A 17,173-nucleotide genomic window follows, 5' to 3' on the forward strand; every position below is an offset into this window, starting at 1 on the left:
CAAGGGTGGGGAAAAGATGATTTCCAGTATTGCCGAACTGATTGCCGACCGCATCGGCACGATGCCGGCCGGAGAACGGCGCGCGGCCCAGACGCTGATCGCCAGTTACCCGATGATCGGCCTGAAGACGGTTGCCGAATTCTCGGCCGCGGCCGGCGTCTCCTCGCCGACGATCCTGCGCTTCGTCGCCCGGCTGGGCTTCCAGAACTATCCGGAATTCCAATCGAGCCTGCAGGACGAACTGGCGGCGCAATTGCAATCGCCGGCGACAAGGACGCTCAACCCGCCCTCGCCCGGCGGCGGCACGGTGTCACCAATGCTGGAAGCGACGCTCGACAATATGCGCGAGACGTTCAGGCACCTGTCCGACAAGCAGCTTGCCGACATCGCCACCCGGCTCGTCGACCGGCGAGGCAAGACATTCCTGATCGGCGGCCGCTTCACCGATCCGCTGGCGCGTTACATGGCCGCCCACCTCGCCGTCATCCAGCCTGATGTCTTTCACCTTGCCGGCCAGGAAAGCATGTGGCGCGACAGGCTGATCGACATGGGCAAACGCGACGTGCTGGTGATCTTCGATATCAGACGCTACCAGGATAGTCTCGCCCGCTTCGCCGACAAGGCGCATCAGCGTGGCGTGCAGATCGTTCTGTTCACCGACCAGTGGCTGTCGCCGATCGCCCGCTTCGCCCGCCATGTCATCGCCGGACGCACCGCCGTGCCGTCGGCGTGGGATTCCTCGGCTGCCCTTTTCGTCGTTGCGGAAACGCTGATCGGCGCCGTAACCCGTCAACTGGAAGCAGAAGGCGCCAAACGCATTCGCGAGATGGAAGGTCTGCGTTAGGCGTCAACGTTACGTATATTTAATGTGCGCAGACAGCGGAGAGTTGTCATAAAGACGCGATATCGGGGTGGCTTCTTGCCTTACAATAGCCTCGCTGCGTCTGCTTCATTTCGGGAAACCGGTAGACGGAAGGATTGTCTTGCCAACCGGAGTGCCGATGGCCGCCTGGAAACAGATAGTTTTTGCACTTGTGGTGCTGGTGGTGGCAGCAGCCTCCTGGCTGCGCTTTAATCCGGGCGCTCACGACGTGCTGGCAAGCTGGGGCATTGACTGGGCTTATGCGGCAACGTCCCCGGCTGAAAGCGGCGCCGCCAACGCGAAGCAGGCAATCGGCCGCGGTGGTGGCAACCAGCAGGTGAATGTGGTTGCCCTGGCGGCCACTTCGGCTGTCATCAATGACCGCCTGCAGGCGATCGGCACCGGTCGTGCCAATGCCTCGGTGACCGTCAATCCCTACAGTTCCGGCCGCCTCGCCGAACTGCTGGTCGAATCCGGCAGCCATGTAGACAAGGGACAGATCATCGCGACCCTCGATTCCGAGACCGAGGTGATCTCTCAGGACCGGGCCAAGCTCGCCTTGCAGGACGCGCAGGCCAAGCTCGACCGCGTCAAGTCGCTTCGTGCCTCCAACGCCGCGACACCGGTCGCCGTGGCCGACGCAGAGGTCGTGCTGGCAGGCGCCAAGCTGGCGCTCCAGGACGCGGAACTTGCGCTGCAGCGCCGGTCGATTCTGGCGCCGATCGCCGGCACTGTCGGTATCCTGCCGATCTCCGCCGGCAATTATGTGACCAACCAGTCGGCAATCGCCACACTCGATGACCGGTCCTCGATCCTGGTCGATTTCCTGGTGCCGGAGCGTTTCGCCGCCGCCGTCAAGGTCGGCGCGCAGTTGACGGCGACGCCGATCGCCAATCCCAGCAATGCCTATACCGGAACGGTTTCGGCCATAGACAATCACATCGATGAGAAGAGCCGCACCCTTCTGGTCAAGGCCAAGATCGCCAATCCGGCCGATTCCCTGCGCGCCGGCATGTCGTTCGGCATCACCATGAAATTCCCGGGACAGACCTATCCGGCCGTCAGCCCGCTGGCGATCCTGTGGGGTTCGGACGGCGCCTATGTCTGGCAGATCGAGGACGGCAAGGCCAAGCGTGTCCCGGTGCGCATCATCCAACGCAACACCGAGACCGTGCTGATCGACGCGGAGATCGACAGCGGCGACATGGTGGTCACCGAAGGCACCCAGAGCGTCAGCGAGGGCGGCGTGGTCCGCCTTGCCGGCGAAGAGCAGCGCGCCGCGGACGCGGCCGAAGGCTCATGACCGGAACCGGCAACGCCGCCAGCGATACCGGCTTCACCGCGCTGTTCATTCGCAGGCCGGTCATGGCCTTCGTGCTGAACACCCTCATTGCCGTTGCCGGCCTCGCTGCCTTCTACGGTGTCGAGATCCGCGAACTGCCTGACGTCGATCGCGCGGTCGTCACTGTTTCCACCGCCTTCGAAGGGGCGGCGGCCGAAACCGTCGACCGCGAACTGACCGACACGATCGAGGGCGCCGTCGCCCGCGTCTCCGGCGTCAAATCGATCTCGTCTTCTTCCTCATTCGGCTCGAGCCGCGTCACCATCGAGTTCAACGACGGCGTCGATCTCGATGTCGCCGCCTCCGACGTACGCGACGCCGTCGGCCGTGTCGCCAACCAGATGCCGGAAACGGCCGATCCGCCGCGCATCGTCAAGGCCGACGCCAATTCCGACCCGGTGATGCGACTGGCGGTGACTTCGGACAACATGTCGATCCAGGACATGACCGTGGTGGTCCAGGACCAGATCGAGGACGAACTGGCCGCCGTGCCCGGCGTTGCCGACGTCCAGGTCTATGGCGACCGCGACAAGATCTTCCGCATCGACGTCGACCAGAACAAGCTCGCCAGCCTCGGCTTCACGGTTGCCGACCTCAGGACGGCGCTTGCCTCTGTCGCCTTCGATTCACCGGCCGGTTCGATCACCACGACCAACCAGGACCTGATCGTCCGCACGACGGCCGACGTGACCACACCGGAAGAGTTCGAAAACATCATCGTCGGCGGCACGACACGCATCCGCGACGTCGCCACCGTCACGCTCGGCCCCGATGTCGGCCAAACCACGCTGCGTTCGGACGGCAAGACCGGCATTGGCGTCGGCATCATCCGCCAGGCGGAATCGAACACGCTGGACATCTCGACCGGCGTCCAGGCCGCCGTCGCCAAGTTGCAGGAAAACCTGCCCAAGGGCATGTCGATCAAGATCACCAGCGACGACGCGGTCTTCGTCAAGGGCGCGGTGCACGAGGTCGAGATCGCGCTTGGCCTGTCCGTGACGATGGTGCTGATCGTCATCTATGTCTTTCTGTTCGACTGGCGCGCGACGCTGATTCCCGGCCTGTCGATGCCGGTCGCCATGATCGGCACCATCGCCGCCATCTATCTGGCCGGCTTCTCGGTCAACATCCTTACGCTGCTCGCTCTGGTGCTGGCGACGGGACTGGTCGTCGACGACGCCATCGTCGTGCTCGAAAACATCGTGCGACGACGCAACGAAGGCATGGGGCCGCGCGCAGCCGCCGTGCTCGGCGCGCAGGAGGTGTTTTTCGCCGTCATTGCCACCACTTTGACGCTGGTCGCCGTCTTCGTGCCGATCTCGTTCCTGCCCGGCCAGACCGGCGGCCTGTTCCGCGAGTTTGGCTTCGTGCTTGCCATGTCGGTCCTTTTGTCCTGCGTGGTGGCGCTGACGCTGTGCCCGATGCTCGCCTCGCGCATGCTGTCGAGCGCATCGCTCCACCACGAAGGCAGCCACGGCATCGGCGCCCGCATCGGCGGCGCGCTGAATACAGCCTACAAGCGCGGCCTGCACGCTTGCCTCGATGCGCCATGGATCGTGCTTCTGGTCGCGGTGCTGTTTGCCGGCATCGCCTTCACGCTGTTCGGCACCATTCGCCAGGAACTGACGCCGACCGAGGACCGCGCCGCCGTGCTGCTGCGCATCAGCGCCCCGCAAGGCGTCAGCCTCGACTACACCACCCAGCAGATGCAGAAGATCGAGAAACTGATCCAGCCGATGCGCGATTCCGGCGAAATCCGCAGCACCTTCGAGAATGCCGGCCAGAACGGCTCATACAACTCGGGCTTCATGGTGATGACGCTGGCGCCGTGGAACGAGCGCAGCCGCAGCCAGCAAGAGATCATGGCTGAGATCAGCCACCTGACCAAACAGGTGCCAAGCGTGCGCATCTTCCCGGTACAGCCAAACAGTCTCGGTATCCGCGGCGCCGGCAACGGCCTGCAGTTCGCGCTGATCGGCAACGACCGCAAGGCGCTCAGTGACGCGGCGGTGAAGATCATCGCCGAGATGCAGAAGGACCCGCGCTTCCAGACGCCACGCCTGTCCATCGACCCGACGCAGCCGCAGCTCGCCGTCGCCATCGATCGCGAACGCGCCTCCGACCTGGGCATCGACATCACCGGGCTGGCCAACACCTTGCAGGCCATGCTCGACGGTAACGACGTCGTCGACGTGTATATCGCCGACCGCAGCTATGGCGTGAAGCTGGTCTCGACCACCAATCCGATCAACGACCCGACCGACCTGGAAAACATCTTCCTGAAGACAGCCGACGGACGCTTCGTGCCGATGTCGACCATCGCCACGCTGACCGAACGTGCCGTGCCGCCATCGCTGTCGCGCGAGCAGCAGCAGCCGTCGGTGGCCATCACCTCCAACCTCAATGGCGATTTCGCGCTCGGCGATGCGCTCACCCGCGCCGAGGAAATCGCCACGCCGCTGCTGCCTGCGGGCAGCCGCATCCTGCCATTGGCCGAGGCTGCGACGCTGGGCGAGACCAACAGCGCCATGGTCACCATCTTCGGCTTCGCTCTGGTCATCATCCTTTTGGTGCTGGCCGCCCAGTTCGAAAGCTTCGTCAGCGCCGTCATCATCATGGCGACGGTGCCGCTTGGGCTGGCCTGCGCGATCTTCGCCTTGCTGCTCTCGGGCACCAGCCTCAACGCCTACAGCCAGATCGGCCTCGTGCTGCTGGTCGGCGTCATGGCCAAGAACGGCATTCTGATCGTCGAATTCGCCAACCAGCTGCGCGACCGCGGGCTTGGCGTGCGCGAGGCGATCGAGCAGGCCTCGATCATCCGCGTGCGGCCGGTGATGATGACGATGATCTGCACCGTGCTCGGCGGCTTGCCGCTGGTGCTGGCGAGCGGCGCGGGTGCCGAGGCGCGCGTGGCGCTCGGCTGGGTCATCGTCGGCGGACTGGGGCTGGCCACCGTCTCGACACTGTTCCTGACGCCGGTCGCCTATCTCCTGCTTGGCCGCTTCGTCACGCCGAAAACCCATGAGGAGGCCCGGCTGAAGCGCGAACTCGAGGAAGCCGCCTACACCAATGTGAAACCGGCCGAGTAGAGACATTCCAGGAAAAGTGAGGGGCGGTTTCCACCGCTATTTCAGCAATCGGCCTTCGATCGACCAGCGCGCGGCGAGGAAATTCAGCACCGCTGCGATCACGACACCGCAAATCTTTGCCGGCCAAACTCCGACGGTCGTTGCGAACAGCGCGATCGAAATGCTGGAGACGCCGAGCGAAATCAGCCCCCCAAGCGAGGCGAAGCGAAGGAACGCGTCATGCAGCCGGATGGCTCGATTGCGCTCGAACGACCAGAAGCCGTTCGCCGCGAAAGAGAAGGTGACGGCGATGAACCAGGCAGCGATGTTGGCCGGCAACGGCGAAACCCCGAGCTTGAGCAGCAGGAAGAAGCTGGCAAGGTCGATGGCTGTGTTGGCAAGTCCGACAATGGCAAAGCGGACGATCTTGTTGCCGGTCGAACGCGGGGGCCGCTCGGCGTCGCTCATCCCTTGCCATCCATGATCGCGACACCGGCGCGGGCCAGGCTGGCGCCGAATGCATCCGATGCCAGGGCCGCAAATTCGACCTCGCGAACGCCTTGCATCTGGTCGCGCGCGCGCAGCGTCTCGTCGACATGGCCGGGGTGACACATGAACAGCCCATGTTCCGGCAACGCCTCGACGGCGGCCTGCAGCACGGAAGCGAACTTTTCAGGTTGCCGCCAGTCATAGATGCCGGTGAGCGGTTCGAAAAGGGTGAAGCCGGCGCTCTGCATCGACCGGTTGAAGCCATAAGCGAGCGCGGCGATCGCCGCGACTTTCGGCGCCGAGGCGAATTGGCCCGCCAGTGCCGGAGCGCCGCGCAGCGCCGGCCTGTGGCTTCCTTCGCCAAGACGCACGCGCAGCCATGTGCGCACGACGGGAAGGAAATGCACATGCTGGTGCCCATCGACGAAATCTGGGCGGCGCCCGAGTGCTTCGACGAAGCGGCTATACTGGGCGTCGAGCTCGGCATGGACATCGCGCTCGGCAATGTGGCCGCGCAGAACAGGCAAAGCCAGCGCGCGGAGCGGCGGCAGCCGGCCTTCCGGCGCCAGGCTCGAACGGCCGGCGACGGCCGGCTGGTCGGTCAAGGTGAGATGCAGCCCAACCGCATAACGGTCGCACAGCGGTTTTATGCGCTCCGCCTCCTCAGACCATTCCGGAAAGCCGGTCATGCAGCTGGTGCCGGTCAGCCGCCCGCGATCGAGCAGGTCGAGAATCCCAGCGGAAACGCCGGGCGCCAGGCCGTAATCGTCGGCGATCAGGCGGATGCGCCGCGTCATCTGTCGCGAGCGCCCGGTTCCGGCCTGTCGGCGGAGATATCGCTGCGCACGACATCGCGCACGAGATAGACCGGCCGATCCTTGCTTTCGCTGAGAGTGACCCAGACATATTCGCCGATCAGGCCAAGCAGGGTCAGATTGAGGCCGCCGAGCAGGACGACGGCGACCAGAAGGCTGGGGTAGCCCGGAACGGCAATGCCGTAGAAGATCACCTCGAAGAACACCTTGGCGCCATAGATCGCGCCGGCCAACGCCGCGAGCAGCCCGCTGAGGCTGATGAGGCGCAGCGGAATGACGGAGAACGAGGTGAAACCTTCGAGCGAGAAGGCGATCAGGTTGAGCCGGCTCCATTTCGACGTGCCGCTGGCGCGGCCCTCCGGCGAATAGGGCAACGCCTTCTGGCGGAAGCCCGCCCAGGCAAACAGGCCCTTGTTGAAGCGTCGCTTGTCGCGCAGGCTGGTCAACGCGCGCGCCACGGCGCCGCGCATGACGCGAAAGTCGCCGGCATTTTCGGGAATGTCGAAACGCTGGCTGCTGTTGATCAGGCTGTAAAAAAGCCGGGCCAGCTGGCTGCGCCGCCAGCTCGCCTCGCGGCGGTCGTTCTGCGCATAGACGACATCGACATCAGGATGGTCCACCAGTTCGGCGATGAGCTTCAGGCTGATGTCCAAGGAATGCTGGAGGTCGGCGTCCATGATCAGCACCATGCCGCCGCGCGACTGGTCGAGGCCGGCGAGTACGGCGACTTCCTTGCCGAAATTGCGGCTGAGGCGAACGATCTCCCACGACCCGGTCAGCACCTGCGAAAACCGTTCGGCGCCATCGTCACGGCTGCCGTCATCGATCAGGATCTTGTGCACGGTCATGCCGAACCGTTGTGCCACGGCTGCTTCGAGTTCGCCGAGCAGGCGTGCGAACGCCGATGCTGATGGCGCTTCGTTGAAGAACGGCGCCACGATATCGAGTGTTGGCCGCAATTCAGCCATTTGCGACCCCTGCATTCACCACCTTTACCCGCGCCCTGGCCCAGAACCACCAGATCAGCGAACCCGCGATGAACGTAACCGCGATCGGCCGGAACCAGGGGTAGAGCAAATCGTGCACATGGCGATCGACGCCGGTCAGTCCGGCCGCAAACAGCACCGTCGACAACACCGAGGCCAGAATGCCACCGCGTTCTTCGCGCCACAACAGCGCGATGGCGAGACCGGCGGGCACCGCGATCATCGCATAGGTGTTGGGCTCGACGCGCGGGTTGAAGACGCACATGTAGAAAGTGGCCGTCAGGAAGATGGCCAGCCCCGCCGGTCCGCGTTCAAGCTTGCGGTCGAACCAGATGACCGCCGAGAGCGTGAACAGGGCCATGACGATGCGCACGATCGTGGCAGCGGATTCCGCGATGGGCAGTCCGATCGTCGCAAAAGGTGCGGTGAAATCGGAGGCAACGAAGCGACTGATCTTGTCGACCGCCATCGAAGTCAGCATATGGGCGAAATCACCATACTGGTTGTTGAGATAACCGGCGGGCGCGAAAGCGTAAGGTATGGCGATCACGAACAGAACTGCCAGCACAAGCACCGGTATCAAACGAGGGCGCAGCGCTCCCGTCAGGAGCAGCATGATGATCGCGGTCGGCTTGGCGATGATGGCAAGCGAAGCCCAGAAGAACGTCTCTGCCCGCCGCCCTTCCAGGGCCGACAGGGTGAGAAGCCAGCAGGCGCCGGTCAAAAGGATCGTCGCCTGGCCGTTGCGGATCGCGCCCGCGGCTATCGGCAAAGCCAGGAAAAGACCGAAAGAAAGCAGCCACGTCAATTCGCCGCCGCCGAGCTTGCGCACCTGTCGCATCGCGGCGTAGGTCAGCACCGCAAAGCCGAACACATGCCACACCAGCCCGCCCAGATGGGGTCCGAGCTTCATCAGCGGGATGTAGAGCGCGGCAAAGGCTGGCGCGTAGAGATACCCCGCCTCAAGGTCGACGTGGTAGAGTGGCTGGCCGGCCAGAAACGCCTCGCTGCCGTCTCTGTAGGCCTGCAACACCGTACGCGTGTTGGGCGACCACAGGACCATGGCAAGAACGACCAGGAACGCTCCGATCCACAGGCCAAACCCCAAACGGTCGAAAACCGGCTTGGAAATCATCATCAAGGCATCCCACACCACCCCGGAACTGGCTCAGTCCAGCACTGTCACGGCATTCGATGGCGGCGGCATATCACGGACAAAGCGGCGTGGCATAGGGGGGCTGAAAGACGCGGATAGTCGCCTGACGATCCAGACAGCGGCCAGATACCGCCATCCTTGCGCCCCCTCGAAAGCCCTCTGAAGGATTCATGTCCAAGCTTCTCGCGTCTTTCGAATGGAGCTAAGGCCGAATGAACACCTTGCTATTGGGTCTGGCCAGTTCGGCCGGCAGCCGCGCCATGGCCTCGGCTAGGGGCACCACTGCTGTCACGTCGGTCGACCAGCGCCCGTCGGAAAACCGCTTCTGCGCCTCCAGGATCGCCGGGCCGCGACGATCGCGGAACTGGCGCATCCACTCGCTCAGCCAAAAACCTTCGATACGCTTGTGCTGGAAGATCAGTTGGCCGGGTTCGCGGATAACAGTGGCTTCGGGATCGAGCCGCCCGTACATGATCCAGCGCGAACGCTTCGGCATGGCGTCGAAGATGGCGGAGCCCAGCGGCCCGGTTACCGCGTCGAGGAAAATGCGCGGCTGTTCGGCCTTAACCACCTGGCGCAGCGTCGCCCTGAAATCCGGCGCCTTTTCGTTGAGCACGTGCGCCGCGCCAAGCTCTTTCAAAGCCACGATCTGGTCGTCGCGGCGCACGGTGACGATCGGCCGGAAACCCTCTTCCCCGGCCAGCCCGATGATCAGCTTGCAGAGCTGGCTGGCGCCGGCGGTCATGACGAAGGCCTTTTCGCCTTCCTGTTTGACGATATCGAACATGGCGAGCGCGGTGAGCGGGTTGACGATCATCGCCGCGCCATCCTCGTCGCGGATGATGTCGAGCAACGGGATGCAGACCGCCGCCTCGGCGACGGCATATTCGGCCCATGAGCCCCAGTTGGTGACGCCGGTGGCAAACGCCACGCGCTTGCCGATCAGGCTTTTGGGATAGGGCTCGTCACCGCTGGCGACGATGGTGCCGACACCCTCGAAGCCGGCCGGCTGTCCCTTGGCGCGCGGCTGGCCGTACTGGCCCTTGATGAAGGCGATATCGGACGGATTGATCGAGGCGAGGCTGACCTTGATCAGCACCTGCGTCGGCCCGGGTCTCGGCACCGCGATGCTGCCCGGTTCGAGATAGGGCTCCATCGCCTCCAGCACGCTGCCGCTCGGGGTCCTGGTGTAACCGTCGCCGACCAGCAACAGTGCCTTCATTTCCGAGGGGACGGTCATCGCTACACTCCTTGCCTGGACCTGCCGGAGTCGCCGGATGGCGATGCCGGCGCTCAGACCTTTTCCTGCGTGTATTTCTTCAGCTCCGTCCGCGCCACCTGCCTGCGATGCACGGCGTCAGGCCCGTCGGCAAGGCGCAATGTCCGCAGATGGGTCCACGACCGCGCCAGCGGCGTGTCCTGGCTGATGCCTTGCGCGCCGAACATCTGCACCGCTTCGTCGGTGACCTTAAGCGCGACGCGCGGCGCTACCACCTTGATCTGGCTGATCCAGGGGGCCGCGGCCCGCGCATCGCCCTGGTCGATCATCCATGCCGCCTTGAGGCAGAGCAGGCGGGCCATCTCGATCTCCATGCGGCATTCCGCGATGATGTCGAAATTGGCACCTAGCTTTGCCAAGGGCTGGCCGAAGGCCTCGCGGCGCACGGAACGCTGGCACAGCATTTCCAGCGCCATCTCGGCCTGGCCGATGGCGCGCATGCAGTGGTGGATGCGGCCGGGACCGAGCCGCCCCTGCGCGATCTCGAAACCCCTGCCCTCGCCGAGGATCAGGTTCGATGCCGGTATCCGCACATTGTCGAAGCGAAGGTGCATATGGCCATGCGGCGCGTCGTCGTCGCCATAGACCTGCATGGCGCGGACCTTGGTCACGCCTTTTGTGCCCGATGGTACCAGGATCATCGAATGGCGGCGGTGCTGCGGCTCGTCATCGCCACCGGTCCGGACCATGACGATGTAGATGGCGCAGCGCGGATCGCCGGCGCCCGAGGCCCACCATTTCTCGCCGTTGAGCACATAGTCGTCGCCTTGCCGATCGCAGCGCATGGCGATGTTGGTGGCGTCGGACGAGGCGACATCCGGCTCGGTCATGAGATAAGCCGAGCGGATCTTGCCCTCGAGCAGCGGCTCCAGCCACGCCTTCTTGTGATCGGCCGAGCCGTAGCGTTCCAGCACCTCCATATTGCCGGTGTCCGGCGCCGAGCAGTTGAAGGTTTCCGCGCCGAGATGCGCCTTGCCCATCTCCTCGGCCAGATAGGCGTATTCGACGGTGGAAAGGCAGTAGCCGCGTTCCGAGCCGGTCAGCCAGAAGTTCCACAGGCCGCGCTCTCTTGCGGTCTTCTTCAGCCCTTCGAGGATCTCGCTCTGGCGCGCCGTATAGACCCAGCGGTCGCCTTCCTTGCCCACCTCGCCGAGGAATTCCCTGTCGAGCGGCATGATCTCGTCGCGCACCATGGCCGCGACGCGCGCGTGGATCGGCTTCAGCCGCTCGGTCATGCCGAGATTCATGTCCGTCATCGGTCGCTAACCCTTCATGCATGCCAGGCATTTTGTCAGTGGCAAGGATGACCGTACTTCGGATAGCCTTGTCAACGCGAACTGTTTGCCCGCATGCCGAGCGCGGAGGATTGTGATGAGCTATCTGGACGAGCTGTTTTCGGTGGCCGGCAAGACCGCGCTGGTGACGGGTGCCGCGACCGGCATCGGCCGCATGGCGGCGACCGCGCTGGTCAGGGCCGGCGCCAGCGTGATGATCGCATCGCGCAAGGGCGAGGATTGCGTCAAGGTCGCTGCTGAGTTGAACGAGCTTGGTGCACCGGGCCGGGCGGAAGGCTTTGCCGGCGATGTCTCCAGCGAAGCCGGCATTGCCGCACTCGTCGCCGAGGTCAAGGCGCGGACAGACAGGCTGAACATCCTGGTCAACAACGCCGGCGTCTCCTGGGGCGCACCGCTGGAAAGCTTCCCCTATTCGGCCTGGGCGAAAGTGCTCGGCGTCAACGTCACCGCGGTCTTCCATCTGACCCGCGAATTGCTGCCGCTGCTCGATGCCGCCGCCAGCGACGCCGATCCGGCCAGGGTGATCAACCTCGGTTCGGTGATGGGCACGCAGCCGCTGGCCGACGACGCCTATTCCTACACTGCCTCCAAGGCCGCGGTTCATCATCTGACGCGCACACTGGCGCTCGAGTTCGCCGCCCGCCGCATCACCGTCAACGCTTTCGCCCCCGGCCCCTTCCAGAGCCGGATGACGGCGTTTGCCACCGGCACGGATGAACAGGCCAGACATGTCGGCAACCATGTTCCGATCGGCCGTATCGGCGCACCGGATGACATTGCCGGCGCAACGCTCTATTTGTGCAGCCGTGCAGGCAGCTATGTCACCGGCGCCATCCTGCCGATCGACGGCGGGCAGTCGGTGCAGCATGGGCTGACGCTGTTCAAGGAATGACATTTTCCGGCCATAGAAGCCGGAGGTGAACTGGAGGACATGAGCGTGGAACCGATCAGTCTCGATGTGCTTCTGGCCAATATCGGCAAGGAGGTTGGCGTGTCGCCGTGGCGAGTGGTGACACAGCGTATGATCGACCAGTTCGCCGACGCCACCGACGATCATCAGTTCATCCACTGCGACCCGGAGCGGGCCACGCGCGAAACGCCGTTTGGCGGCACTATCGCACACGGCTTCCTGTCGCTGTCGCTGTTGTCGGCGATGACCTTTGAGACCATGCCGCCGCTGGAAAACAGCAAGATGGGCGTCAACCACGGCTTCGATTCGCTGCGCTTCCTGGCGCCGGTGAAGACCGGCGCGCGCATCCGCACCCGTTTCGTGCTGGCCGACGTCAAGGTCAGGCCGTCGGGCTGGGTGCAGACGGCGCATGACGTGACGATCGAGATCGAAGGCTCGAAGAAACCGGCGCTGACCGCCCGCTGGCTGACGCTGACCCTGATCGAACGCCAGCCCGAGACGGTATGAAAGATCCGAACGTCCTCGACCAGGCCGCGCTTGCGCCTTACCTCGAGGCGAACATACCGGGCTTTTCCGGGCTTGCTGCAATCGAAAAGTTCAAATCCGGCCAATCGAACCCGACCTATCTGCTGACGGCGGCAAGCGGCCGTTACGTGCTGCGCGCCAAGCCGCCGGGCCAATTGCTGAAATCGGCGCATCAGGTCGACCGCGAATTCACGGTGATGAGCGCGCTTGCCGGCACTGCCGTGCCAGTGCCTGACATGCTGCATCTGTCGGCGGAGGACTCGCCGATCGGCCGCATGTTCTATGTGATGGATTTCCTCGACGGCCGCATCTTCTGGGATCCGGCGTTGCCGGAGGCAGGCGACAACGATGAACGCGCCGCCATCTACGATGCCATGAACGACACCCTCGCTACGCTGCACGATGTCGACGTCGGGGCCGTGGGCCTGAGCGATTTCGGCCGGCCGGGCAATTATTTCGAGCGCCAGCTGGCGCGCTGGACCAACCAGTACCGCGCCTCGGAGACCGGCACGGTGGCCGATATGGACCGGCTGATTGCCTGGCTGGAGACACACATGCCGGAAGATGACGGCCGCGTCTCGCTGGTGCATGGCGACTACCGGCTGGACAATCTGATTTTCGCGCCGGACCGGCCAAAGATTCTGGCGGTGCTCGACTGGGAACTGTCGACATCAGGCCACCCCTTCGCCGATATCGCCTATCAGTGCATGCAATGGCGGCTGCCGCACGCATCGGGTTTTCGCGGCTTGGGCGGTGTCGACCGGTCCGCGATCGGCCTGCCTTCCGAAGAAGACTATGTCGCCAGCTACTGCCGGCGGCGCGGACTCAGCAGCATCGGCAACTGGACGTTCTTCCTCGCCTTCTCCTTCTTCCGGCTGGCTGCAATTTGCCAGGGAGTCTTCAAGCGGGCGCTGGACGGCAACGCCTCCAATCCGGAAAAAGCGAAAACCTACGGCGAGGCAGTGAAACTGCTTTCGCATCTCGCCACGAAACTGGTCGACAAGGAGGCGTGATGACGGGCGTCAGCGCAATCTGATGCTTGCCGCTTGGGAACCTGTCGCGCTCTTGTCCCTTTCCGTACAGCGTATATAATTTAGCCAGGCACCAACCCAACCAAAGGCACCAGATCTTGCCGCCGAGCGTCCAGACACGCCGCGAGAAACAAAAGGCCGAACTGCGCTCCGAACTGGTCGAGGCCGCGCACAAACTCGTCCAGGAGGAAGGCTATGAAGGCCTGACCATTCGCAAGCTGGCCAAGCGGGTCGGCTATGCTCCGATGTCGGTCTACTCCTACTTCGCCGACAAGCAGGACATCCTGTTCGCACTCGCCGAGGATGCGTTCGAGACGCTTGCCCGCCGCATCGAGGAGCATTCGTCCGACGATCCTATCGAGGCGTTGCAGGCGGTCATGACCGAATATGCGGCCTTCGGGCTCGGCAATCCGAACGAATACCGCACCGTGTTCATGACCGAGAAGACCAAGCTGCCGGAAGGCAGGAGCTACGAGGACATGGAAGAGGGCAACCCGGCCATGAAGGCGCTGATCAGCAGGGTCGAGGCCTGCGTCGCCGCCGGCAAATTGCAGGGCGATCCGCGCGCTATTGCCACAATGCTGTGGGCGGTCGGCCACGGCACGATCTCGCTGCTCATCACCTTTCCGTTCTACCCCTTCGGCGATCCGCAGGCCTTCGTAAAGCGGATGTGCGATTTCACGCTTGCCACGCTCAGCACGCAAAATGTGCCGCCGCTGACCGAGACACCGGTCAACTGCTAAAGCCAGTTCCTTTCGTTTCCATATTTCTCTCCGCCCAGCCAAACTGGCTGAATTTCTTGGTTAACAAAAAATTTACGTACACGTACGGTTTCCACTTGAACTTCGCGATCGATGGACGTATCTGTACAACGTATCGTACGTGTACGAGAAAAATTCACCCGTCGAAAACGGAGACTGACTATGAAAAAGACGCTCCTCACCCTCGCCGCCGCGCTGGCACTTTCGGGCTCGGCCTTCGCCGCCAACACCACCCACCTGGTTAAGCATGCGTCCGCTGCGACCTGCATCGACACGAAGAGCAACGTGAAGCTCGATTGCGCTTCGACCGGGTCGGTCGAGAAGAAGGGCTCCACGGAAAACACCGCTGAAGGCAAGGGCCCGCGCCTCGGCATCAGCATCAATCCCTGGATCGTGCCGAGCGCATTCTGATTTCCGCAGAAATCACGCCTGGCCGGCACAAGCCGGCCAGCTTCAGCCGACCGAGGTCGGCCGTTTGGCTGCTGAACTCTCGAAGGCCGCGTCGATCAGCTTCTGCATGTCGGCGGCGCGCCGGAAGGACGGGTCACCGTTCCGGCCAGCATCCAGCGCGTCGGCAAAGCGCCGGGCGTTGCGTTTGACTTCGGGCAGTGCCAGCTTTTGCCAGCGTTGAAGATCGACATCCCCGCCCAGGCAGGCGGACAGGTTCGATAGCTTGCCGTCTGTCTCGACCTTGATGGCGCCCTTGGTGCCGTGCAGGGCCAGCGACAAATCGTTGGTGTGGCCGGTCATGTAGCGGCTCGCCACGATCGTGGCGAGCGCACCGGAGCTGAGCCGCGCCGTCATTGCGACGCTGTCATTGGCATCCAGCACATAGTCGCCGATACGCTCACCCTCGGCCTTCGGAAACGTCACCAGATCGGCATGCAGGCTGACGATATCCTGGTCGGCGCCATAGGTGGCGAAATCCAGGATATGAATGCCGACATCGCCGAGCACGCCGGTCGAGCCATGCCGGCTCGACAGGCGCCACAGCCACTTGTCCTCGACCCGCCAGTCGCCCCATGATTTGCTGACCAGCCAGCTTTGCCGGTAGTTCGCCTCGACATGGCGCAACTCGCCGATCTCGCCGGCCTGCACCATGCGCCGTGCTTCCTGGATCGCCGGTGAGTTGCGATAGGTCAGGTTGACCATGTTGACCACCCCGGCTGCCTCGGCCGCTTCGGTCATTGCCAGCGCATCGGCGTGGTTCGGTGCCAGCGGCTTTTCGCAAAACACATGCTTTCCCTCGGCAAGCAGCGCAAGCGTCGTCGCCATATGCGCACCATCCGGCGTCGCGTTGATGGCGGCATCGAACTGGCCCCAGGCGATCGCCGCTTCCAGGCTCTCGAAGAAATCGCCGATCTTGCTGGCGGCGGCGAACGCGGCCGCGCGGCCGGGCACCTGATCAACGCAGGCGACGATGCTGCAGCCGGCAATCCCGGCAAACTCCTCGACATGATGCCCGGCGATGCCGCCGGTGCCGAGCAGGAGAATTCGATGCATCGGTTCAGGCCCCCAATCACCTCACGCCGCAATCAACCCAGGCCTCTTAACTCAGGCCCTTGTCGCCGTCGGCATGCAGGCGCAAGCCTTTCTGGACGATCTTCTCCTTCGCCGCATCCGTCGGCACGTTTGGTGCATTGGTGATGCCGGACCAGGCCGGCGCCGGGTTGTGCGCCCAGCGCACGGCGTTGCGCAGCACCTGCTGCACGCCCTCATTGTGATAGATCGGATAGGTCTCGTGACCGGGCGAGAAGTAGAAGATCCTGCCGGCGCCGCGCTGATAAGTCAGCCCGGACCGGAACACCTCGCCGCCCTCGTACCAGGAGACGAACACCGTCTCGAGCGGCTCCGGCACGGCGAAGGGCTCGCCATACATTTCGGTCTCGCCGATCTCCAGGCACTCGCCTATGCCTTGCGCGATCGGGTGGCCGCGGTTGATCGCCCAGACGCGCTCGCGCTCGCCCGCCTCGCGCCATTTCAGCGAGCAGGGCGTGCCCATCAGCCGCTTGAAGATCTTCGAGTAATGGCCGGAATGGAGCACGATCAGTCCCATGCCCTCCCATACCCTTTTCTGCACGCGCTCGACGATCTCGTCCTTGACCTCGCCATGCGCCGCGTGGCCCCACCACAAAAGCACATCGGTGACGGCCAGGCGCTTTTCGCTCAAGCCGTGCTCGGGTTCCTGCAAGGTGGCGGTGGTCGCCTCGATGCCCTTGTCCTGGTTAAGCGCCGCGGCAATGGTGCCATGCATGCCCAGGGGATAGAGGTCGCGCACGGCGGCATTGGTCTGTTCGTGGACATTCTCGCCCCAAACGATCGCTTTTGTCGGCATTTTCATCTCCCAAAGCGCTTTAAATAGCATGTCCAATGGGATTGAGAAGGTCCGATGCCGCCTGGCCCGATGGAAAACTACGCCTTGCGCTTCTTGCGCCCGGGCACGGTCTTGGCCTGGCCCGGCGTCGCCGGAGCGCCCGAGATGGACGATCCGGTAATCGACACTGGATCGCTGGCCGGGAACGTGTCTTCGAGGCCTTCCTCAAGTTCCTCTTCGGCGCTCGGCGCTTCGTGCCGCTCCTGTTCGAGCGAACGGACGGCCGACGTCTTTTTGACCGGCGACTTCGGCGCGGAATTAGACGGCATCGGCATTCTCC

General features: G+C 63.9%; 17 protein-coding genes. 8 read left to right on the forward strand and 9 right to left on the reverse strand.

All coding sequences use genetic code 11. From position 1 onward, the window contains the following. The first annotated feature begins 16 nt into the window (after positions 1 to 16). From NKJ06_RS13115 to NKJ06_RS13125, 3 genes are all read left to right on the forward strand, one after another. Complete coding sequence (locus NKJ06_RS13115; protein WP_352632734.1) at positions 17 to 844, forward strand: MurR/RpiR family transcriptional regulator; 828 nt, start codon at positions 17 to 19, stop codon at positions 842 to 844. A 157-nt stretch (positions 845 to 1,001) separates the two neighbouring features. Next, complete coding sequence (locus NKJ06_RS13120) at positions 1,002 to 2,165, forward strand: efflux RND transporter periplasmic adaptor subunit (protein WP_352632733.1); 1,164 nt, start codon at positions 1,002 to 1,004, stop codon at positions 2,163 to 2,165. Then, positions 2,162 to 5,293 (forward strand): efflux RND transporter permease subunit, encoded by a 3,132-nt coding sequence (locus tag NKJ06_RS13125; RefSeq protein WP_352632732.1) that lies wholly within the window; start codon positions 2,162 to 2,164, stop codon positions 5,291 to 5,293. Before NKJ06_RS13120 ends, NKJ06_RS13125 begins: the two co-directional genes overlap by 4 nt. A 36-nt stretch (positions 5,294 to 5,329) precedes the next feature. Here NKJ06_RS13125 and NKJ06_RS13130 read toward each other — a convergent pair whose 3' ends face one another. The 6 genes from NKJ06_RS13130 to NKJ06_RS13155 all read right to left on the reverse strand — a co-directional run bounded on the left by NKJ06_RS13130 (position 5,330) and on the right by NKJ06_RS13155 (position 11,253). Beyond that, positions 5,330 to 5,740: a GtrA family protein gene (locus tag NKJ06_RS13130; RefSeq protein ID WP_352632731.1), complete on the reverse strand. Its 411-nt coding sequence runs from the start codon at positions 5,738 to 5,740 to the stop codon at positions 5,330 to 5,332. Then, complete coding sequence (locus tag NKJ06_RS13135; RefSeq protein ID WP_352632730.1) at positions 5,737 to 6,558, reverse strand: ChbG/HpnK family deacetylase; 822 nt, start codon at positions 6,556 to 6,558, stop codon at positions 5,737 to 5,739. The genes NKJ06_RS13130 and NKJ06_RS13135 overlap by 4 nt, the downstream gene beginning before the upstream one ends. Next, the gene (locus NKJ06_RS13140; RefSeq protein ID WP_352632729.1) at positions 6,555 to 7,544 is read right to left on the reverse strand and encodes a glycosyltransferase family 2 protein; all 990 of its coding nucleotides are present in this window, start codon (positions 7,542 to 7,544) and stop codon (positions 6,555 to 6,557) included. Before NKJ06_RS13140 ends, NKJ06_RS13135 begins: the two co-directional genes overlap by 4 nt. Continuing rightward, positions 7,537 to 8,700 (reverse strand): glycosyltransferase 87 family protein, encoded by a 1,164-nt coding sequence (locus NKJ06_RS13145; RefSeq protein WP_352809959.1) that lies wholly within the window; start codon positions 8,698 to 8,700, stop codon positions 7,537 to 7,539. The genes NKJ06_RS13140 and NKJ06_RS13145 overlap by 8 nt, the downstream gene beginning before the upstream one ends. A 220-nt stretch (positions 8,701 to 8,920) precedes the next feature. Next, on the reverse strand, positions 8,921 to 9,958 hold the full coding sequence (locus NKJ06_RS13150; protein ID WP_352632727.1) for a zinc-binding dehydrogenase: 1,038 nt from the start codon (positions 9,956 to 9,958) through the stop codon (positions 8,921 to 8,923). Between the two features lie 53 nt (positions 9,959 to 10,011). After that, complete coding sequence (locus tag NKJ06_RS13155) at positions 10,012 to 11,253, reverse strand: acyl-CoA dehydrogenase family protein (RefSeq protein WP_352632726.1); 1,242 nt, start codon at positions 11,251 to 11,253, stop codon at positions 10,012 to 10,014. Between the two features lie 115 nt (positions 11,254 to 11,368). On the opposite strand from NKJ06_RS13155, the gene NKJ06_RS13160 reads away from it, so the two are divergent. The 5 genes from NKJ06_RS13160 (at position 11,369) to NKJ06_RS13180 (ending at position 14,930) form a co-directional block, all read left to right on the forward strand. After that, positions 11,369 to 12,184 (forward strand): SDR family oxidoreductase, encoded by an 816-nt coding sequence (locus tag NKJ06_RS13160; RefSeq protein ID WP_352632725.1) that lies wholly within the window; start codon positions 11,369 to 11,371, stop codon positions 12,182 to 12,184. A gap of 39 nt (positions 12,185 to 12,223) precedes the next feature. After that, the gene (locus tag NKJ06_RS13165; protein WP_352632724.1) at positions 12,224 to 12,709 is read left to right on the forward strand and encodes a MaoC family dehydratase; all 486 of its coding nucleotides are present in this window, start codon (positions 12,224 to 12,226) and stop codon (positions 12,707 to 12,709) included. Further along, on the forward strand, positions 12,706 to 13,740 hold the full coding sequence (locus NKJ06_RS13170) for a phosphotransferase family protein (protein ID WP_352632723.1): 1,035 nt from the start codon (positions 12,706 to 12,708) through the stop codon (positions 13,738 to 13,740). The genes NKJ06_RS13165 and NKJ06_RS13170 overlap by 4 nt, the downstream gene beginning before the upstream one ends. Positions 13,741 to 13,856: 116 nt before the next feature. Beyond that, a complete protein-coding gene (locus tag NKJ06_RS13175; RefSeq protein WP_352632722.1) occupies positions 13,857 to 14,501 on the forward strand; it encodes a TetR/AcrR family transcriptional regulator in 645 nt (214 codons plus the stop codon). Between the two features lie 180 nt (positions 14,502 to 14,681). Continuing rightward, positions 14,682 to 14,930, forward strand: coding sequence for a DUF680 domain-containing protein (locus NKJ06_RS13180; RefSeq protein WP_352632721.1), 249 nt, complete (start codon positions 14,682 to 14,684; stop codon positions 14,928 to 14,930). Between the two features lie 42 nt (positions 14,931 to 14,972). Here NKJ06_RS13180 and NKJ06_RS13185 read toward each other — a convergent pair whose 3' ends face one another. The 3 genes from NKJ06_RS13185 to NKJ06_RS13195 form a co-directional block, all read right to left on the reverse strand. After that, positions 14,973 to 16,022: a Gfo/Idh/MocA family protein gene (locus NKJ06_RS13185; protein ID WP_352632720.1), complete on the reverse strand. Its 1,050-nt coding sequence runs from the start codon at positions 16,020 to 16,022 to the stop codon at positions 14,973 to 14,975. Between the two features lie 46 nt (positions 16,023 to 16,068). Beyond that, the gene (locus NKJ06_RS13190) at positions 16,069 to 16,854 is read right to left on the reverse strand and encodes a ThuA domain-containing protein (RefSeq protein ID WP_352632719.1); all 786 of its coding nucleotides are present in this window, start codon (positions 16,852 to 16,854) and stop codon (positions 16,069 to 16,071) included. A 77-nt stretch (positions 16,855 to 16,931) separates the two neighbouring features. Continuing rightward, the gene (locus NKJ06_RS13195; RefSeq protein WP_352632718.1) at positions 16,932 to 17,162 is read right to left on the reverse strand and encodes a hypothetical protein; all 231 of its coding nucleotides are present in this window, start codon (positions 17,160 to 17,162) and stop codon (positions 16,932 to 16,934) included. Between the last annotated feature and the right edge of the window lie 11 nt (positions 17,163 to 17,173).

The organism is Mesorhizobium sp. M0293, assembly GCF_040321735.1.
Taxonomy (GTDB): domain Bacteria; phylum Pseudomonadota; class Alphaproteobacteria; order Rhizobiales; family Rhizobiaceae; genus Mesorhizobium.

Excerpts from the sequence above, each read along its gene's own strand:
- NKJ06_RS13115 (WP_352632734.1), top strand. The coding sequence starts at position 17 with ATGATTTCCAGTATTGCCGAACTGATTGCCGACCGCATCGGCACGATG.
- NKJ06_RS13120 (WP_352632733.1), top strand. The coding sequence starts at position 1,002 with ATGGCCGCCTGGAAACAGATAGTTTTTGCACTTGTGGTGCTGGTGGTG.
- NKJ06_RS13125 (WP_352632732.1), top strand. The coding sequence starts at position 2,162 with ATGACCGGAACCGGCAACGCCGCCAGCGATACCGGCTTCACCGCGCTG.
- NKJ06_RS13130 (WP_352632731.1), bottom strand. The coding sequence starts at position 5,740 with ATGAGCGACGCCGAGCGGCCCCCGCGTTCGACCGGCAACAAGATCGTC.
- NKJ06_RS13135 (WP_352632730.1), bottom strand. The coding sequence starts at position 6,558 with ATGACGCGGCGCATCCGCCTGATCGCCGACGATTACGGCCTGGCGCCC.
- NKJ06_RS13140 (WP_352632729.1), bottom strand. The coding sequence starts at position 7,544 with ATGGCTGAATTGCGGCCAACACTCGATATCGTGGCGCCGTTCTTCAAC.
- NKJ06_RS13145 (WP_352809959.1), bottom strand. The coding sequence starts at position 8,700 with ATGATGATTTCCAAGCCGGTTTTCGACCGTTTGGGGTTTGGCCTGTGG.
- NKJ06_RS13150 (WP_352632727.1), bottom strand. The coding sequence starts at position 9,958 with ATGACCGTCCCCTCGGAAATGAAGGCACTGTTGCTGGTCGGCGACGGT.
- NKJ06_RS13155 (WP_352632726.1), bottom strand. The coding sequence starts at position 11,253 with ATGACGGACATGAATCTCGGCATGACCGAGCGGCTGAAGCCGATCCAC.
- NKJ06_RS13160 (WP_352632725.1), top strand. The coding sequence starts at position 11,369 with ATGAGCTATCTGGACGAGCTGTTTTCGGTGGCCGGCAAGACCGCGCTG.
- NKJ06_RS13165 (WP_352632724.1), top strand. The coding sequence starts at position 12,224 with ATGAGCGTGGAACCGATCAGTCTCGATGTGCTTCTGGCCAATATCGGC.
- NKJ06_RS13170 (WP_352632723.1), top strand. The coding sequence starts at position 12,706 with ATGAAAGATCCGAACGTCCTCGACCAGGCCGCGCTTGCGCCTTACCTC.
- NKJ06_RS13180 (WP_352632721.1), top strand. The coding sequence starts at position 14,682 with ATGAAAAAGACGCTCCTCACCCTCGCCGCCGCGCTGGCACTTTCGGGC.
- NKJ06_RS13185 (WP_352632720.1), bottom strand. The coding sequence starts at position 16,022 with ATGCATCGAATTCTCCTGCTCGGCACCGGCGGCATCGCCGGGCATCAT.
- NKJ06_RS13190 (WP_352632719.1), bottom strand. The coding sequence starts at position 16,854 with ATGCCGACAAAAGCGATCGTTTGGGGCGAGAATGTCCACGAACAGACC.
- NKJ06_RS13195 (WP_352632718.1), bottom strand. The coding sequence starts at position 17,162 with ATGCCGTCTAATTCCGCGCCGAAGTCGCCGGTCAAAAAGACGTCGGCC.